This window comes from Methanobrevibacter sp. (genome assembly GCF_045116495.1).
Taxonomy (GTDB): Archaea; Methanobacteriota; Methanobacteria; order Methanobacteriales; family Methanobacteriaceae; genus Methanocatella.
Window position 1 is genome coordinate 1 of record NZ_JBGULU010000147.1, and the last position, 4,649, is coordinate 4,649.

At 36.0% G+C, this 4,649-nt stretch carries 7 protein-coding genes; all 7 read right to left on the reverse strand.

All coding sequences use genetic code 11. The annotated features are described in order from the left end of the window. The coding region (locus ACJMLH_RS07950; RefSeq protein ID WP_405276476.1) for an MATE family efflux transporter at positions 1 to 516 on the reverse strand (516 nt) is incomplete at its 3' end. Between the two features lie 7 nt (positions 517 to 523). Further along, positions 524 to 1,144: a flavodoxin family protein gene (locus ACJMLH_RS07955; protein WP_405276478.1), complete on the reverse strand. Its 621-nt coding sequence runs from the start codon at positions 1,142 to 1,144 to the stop codon at positions 524 to 526. Position 1,145: 1 nt separating this feature from the next. Next, entirely contained in the window at positions 1,146 to 2,357 is a 1,212-nt protein-coding gene (locus ACJMLH_RS07960) for a cofactor-independent phosphoglycerate mutase (RefSeq protein ID WP_405276480.1), read from the reverse strand. A gap of 33 nt (positions 2,358 to 2,390) precedes the next feature. Further along, positions 2,391 to 3,410, reverse strand: a complete 1,020-nt coding sequence (locus ACJMLH_RS07965; protein ID WP_405276482.1) for a homoserine dehydrogenase — start codon at positions 3,408 to 3,410, stop codon at positions 2,391 to 2,393. 9 nt (positions 3,411 to 3,419) lie between these two features. Then, positions 3,420 to 3,905: an amino acid-binding protein gene (locus ACJMLH_RS07970; RefSeq protein WP_405276484.1), complete on the reverse strand. Its 486-nt coding sequence runs from the start codon at positions 3,903 to 3,905 to the stop codon at positions 3,420 to 3,422. Positions 3,906 to 3,918: 13 nt separating this feature from the next. After that, the gene (gatC, locus tag ACJMLH_RS07975) at positions 3,919 to 4,134 is read right to left on the reverse strand and encodes an Asp-tRNA(Asn) amidotransferase subunit GatC (RefSeq protein WP_405276486.1); all 216 of its coding nucleotides are present in this window, start codon (positions 4,132 to 4,134) and stop codon (positions 3,919 to 3,921) included. Positions 4,135 to 4,222: 88 nt separating this feature from the next. Continuing rightward, positions 4,223 to 4,649 (reverse strand): asparagine synthase C-terminal domain-containing protein (locus ACJMLH_RS07980; protein ID WP_405276488.1); only part of this gene is annotated, 427 nt, incomplete at its 5' end.

The window sequence follows — 4,649 nt, forward strand, 5'->3', positions numbered from 1 at the left end:
CAATATTTTCATTGGCAAGTCTGCATTATTGGTTGTCCTAAAAATTGCAGCACCTACATTGTATATCGCTAAAAATGGTATTGATAAAGCAACAATGTATAGGTATACTTCTGCATTATGCCAGACATCAGCTTCAATCTGTCCGAATAAAGTTCCAATTAAAAACTGTCTTAGAATGACTACAAAAACCATTAATATTACAGACAGTATTGTTGAAAACCAGACAAGCTGTGTTGCGGAATTCTGTGCCTTTTCAACTTGATTATCGCCCAGATACTGTCCGGCTACAACAGCACCTCCGGTTGCAAGAGCTGAAAAAGAAAAAATAAGCAGTTGAACTAAAAAGTCAACCAGCGAAACTCCTGAAATTGCAGCTTCACCCAGTGATGCCACCATGATAGAATCGGCTAGGCCTACAAAAAATTCCAGACCATATTCTATTAAAAGTGGAATGAATAATGCAAGTAAAGCTCTATTTGAGTATATGTAACCTTCAGGAGTTTTAAAAATGTTCATAATAAAACTATCTTATAAAGTTTGTACGAGGTTTAGGTTCTGATTCAAGCTGCAATCCTTTTTCATGACCTGCTTCAATACATTTCAAGAAAAATGCCATATTGCGCCCAAGCTGTCTCATAGTACCTATACCTTCCTCATCCTGAAGAACCTCTTCAGGAGTGTTACCGTGAACCATATTCCAGTAATAGGAGGTAATTATAGGCATTTGAGAAATTCCCATAAATTTGTTGAGCTGGTCAAATGTAGCAGTTGTCCCACCTCTTCTTGCAGAACAAACCATTGCTGCAGGTTTGAAAGTGAATGGCTCTGAGTTTGAATAGAATGCCCTTCCCAAAAAGGATGTTATTGCACCGGTAGCTGCCGCATAATGAACAGGTGATCCGAATATGAATCCGTCTGCATCATATGCTTTTTTAACAAATTCGTTGACTCCGTCCTTTCCAAAGGTACATTCGCCTATTTCACTGCATTTGGAACATGCAGTACAGCTCATCAATGGTTTGGTCTTAATCCAAACTATTTCTGTTTCAATTCCTGCTTCATTTAATGTTTTTTCAACCTCACAAAGTGCAGTATAGGTACAGCCTTTTTTGTGGGGACTTCCATTAAGCATCAATACTTTCATTTTAAAAATCTCCATATATTAATCTTTGAACTAAAAAGTGTCCAGGTTTGGTTTCAAGTGATCCTTTTTTAACGCCTTCTTCATCAAATGATTCGCATTCGTCACCTTCTTTAGCTGAATCATAGATTATTAAAGGTACATTATCACGAGTGTGTGTTCCGACATTTATCGGAGTTGGATGGTCCGGCAGTATTGCTGCCCTAAATTCTTCGCCTTCAAGACTGGCAATTATCGGACCTACAATAAATTCATCGATTCTTTCAATTGCTTTTACTTTTTCTTCAATGTTTTGTGCATGGCCAGCTTCATCAGGAGCTTCAATGTGAATCAATAACAAATCAGTCTGTTTCAAGGCTTCAATTCCATATTCACCTTTCTGTCTGTAGTCTGTATCAAAGTATCCTGTTGCACCAGGCACATTAACGATGTTCATTCCTGCAAAGTTTCCGATTCCCTTAAGCAAATCCACACCGGTAATTACTGATGCAGTGATTCCGTAGGTTTCTTCAAAGTTTGGCAGACTTGGTGTTACTCCCTGTCCCCATAGCCATACCATATTTGCAGGTATTTCCCTTTTTTTATTGACTTCAGCATTTTTGAGATATTCCCTTGACTCGAACATGATTTGCTGGATTTCCTGTGCCAGTTCACAATCACCAAACAGGTTATCAACTAATTTTTCACCGGAAATGTCATGAGGAGGCATTGTTTGAATGCCAGACAATATTTCAGCATCTTCAATGCTGTCGCATGAATATATGAATAAATGTCTGTAGCTTACGCCTGTATAGAATTTGCCTTTAAAATCAGGGTATTTTTCTGTGAAGTATTCATTCAATCCTTTCATTAGCTCATCAGCTTCAGCAGTGGAAATATGGCCTGCATTAAAGTCATCCATTGCATCAGTTTCACTATATATGGTATTGCATCTGAATATTACATCGGTCGGTTCTGTTGGAATGCCTTCACTGCCCGCTTCAAGAGGTCCACGGCCAGTATAGTAATCTGCAGGATTATATCCGAAAATGCTCATATTAGCCACATCAGAACCAGGAGTGTAAGCATCCGGAACGTTATTTGTAAATCCTCCAAATCCTCCTTTTGCTAATTTATCAATATTTGGTGTATTAGCTACCATTAAAGGAGTTTTACCATCTAATTCATCAATCGGATAATCGCTTGCCCCATCGGGGATAAAAATTACATATTTCATAGTATCAGTATAAAAATAAAAAAAGAAATTTAATTAGTTTTTATTTTTTAAAATACTAATTAAATCAGTCAACATCGCAGAAGCAGTTTCAAGAGATCCTGCTCCAAGTCCCATTACAGTTATGTCTCCGGCCAAATCAGTGTGTATTGTAGCCATGTTTAAAGTTCCGCTAACATCATAGGAACTTCCCTTTTTAACCAAACGTGGTGATACCCTTAACTCTTCAGGAGATACTTCAGCTATTAGTTTAATTAAGTAATCATCCTTTTTAGCAAGTTCAATAGCATGTGAGTTAATATTTGATATTCCCATTACATTAACATCACTGTATGTTGCATCAATTCCTAAAAGGGAATTTGCTAAAATTACTGTTTTACATGCTGCATCAATACCTTCGACATCCTGTGTAGGGTCAGTTTCAGCAATGCCCAATTCCTGTGATTCCCTTAATGTAACTTCATAGTCAGTTCCTTCTGAAGTCATTCTTGATAAAATATAGTTTGTAGTACCGTTAAGGATACCTATAATTGATTTGATGTCACATGAGGATAATGTGTCTTTTGTGAAGTTAATAATCGGCATTGCTCCGCCAACACTGGCCTCATACTTAAATTCAACGCCTGCCTTTTCGGCTGCTCCGACAACTTCCTTGAATTTGAGTGCCAAATGTCCTTTATTTGAGGTTACTACATCTTTACCCTGTTCGAAAGCTTTAAGTGTTAGTGAAAATGCAGGTTCTGCATCAACGATATTAGTAGGAGTTGCTTCAATAAGACAATCATATTCAACAGCATCCAAAACCTCTTCACCACTTTTATCAGACCCGAATTCAGGATAAGCAGATAATTTTCCTTCATTGTTTTTTGTTTCCACAAGTAATTTTTCATCTAAACCATCGGCAGATATTGCAGATGAAGATGAATCAGCGGCGGCTACAACTTTAACTGCCACTCCGGTTTTTTTACTAATTAAATCTTTTTTTAGGGAAATTGCATTAGCCACACCTTGACCTACTGCACCAAATCCCATAATAATGACTCTACATTCATCCATAATAATCCCTTATACTTCATTAATCATTAATAATTCTTTTTCTTCTGCAATTTCTTTAATTCTGTCAAATACGAATTGTTTTTTACCGTAATCAGTTTCAAGAGTAATTAATGCAGTAGATTCTTTTTCACCATCTAATTTAATGTCAAATCCAGTGATTACAACTCCTTTAAGAGCATTAATCCTATCCATAGTGTCTCTTATATCCTGATCTACAATATGACCATATAAAAGAGTGCTGATCATTTCTTTTTTCACGACACCGTCCATTTCTACAATAGAAATTCCCAAATCATCGAATTTTTGAATAACATTGAAAAGGTTTTCGCGTTCCCCTTCTATTGTTATATGGACTGGAACCATTCCCTGCTCATTTTTGAATTCCCTTTTGTGGATAACAGTTACTAAGTTTGCACCGAGTGTACCAATCGGTTCCAATACAGATACTAACTGTCCAGGAACATCCATAAGTTCTAGAACTAAGTTCATTTTCATTTAAATCCCTTCTTTAATTTGTCCAATCTGCTCTTTTAACAATAAGATTTCCTTCTTTATCGATATTTGCATTTCTCAATATTTTTTCCGGATTTTTTTCGTGAGCTTCATCGTCACGTGTTAAATTCAAGTTATCAGTAATGTACCAGGTTTCATCTGAATCCGGAATGTCTTCTAAAATTTTTGAGAATTTTTCTATAATATCTTCTGCATCTTTTTCGATTGTCATAAAATTTAAACTCCTAATAATAAATAATATATTTATTATGTTTTTTGATATTAATAAACTTAAAGTAAATTTCAAAAAAAGTAAAAAATTATTGGAGATATTGTGAAATATCCGTGTCCTTAATAATCTTTTTTCTTAGTATCTTATCAATGCCGGTTCCATACTGGGCCGCTTTTTTAGGCCTGTAAGCTATTTCATAATCCAAACCTTCTTCAAAAGCCAATTTTCTTAAAATGCTTTTTCTCATATCATCATGCATTGACACTATTTTTTTGTTGTCAGGAATATTTAAAACCAGTTCAACAAGTTTTTTGTCCAGAAACGGCAATCTGAGCTCTACAGAATTGAGCATGGAGCATGCATCATCCCTCTCAAGATTAACATGATACATGTTTGACATATCAACCCTCAAATCATAGTTCAGGGTTCCATCAACAAAGCTTTGAAGATACCTTTTGTATCCTCCGAAGAGCTCATCTGCACCCTGACCTGAAATGGCAACTTTAATTCCATCA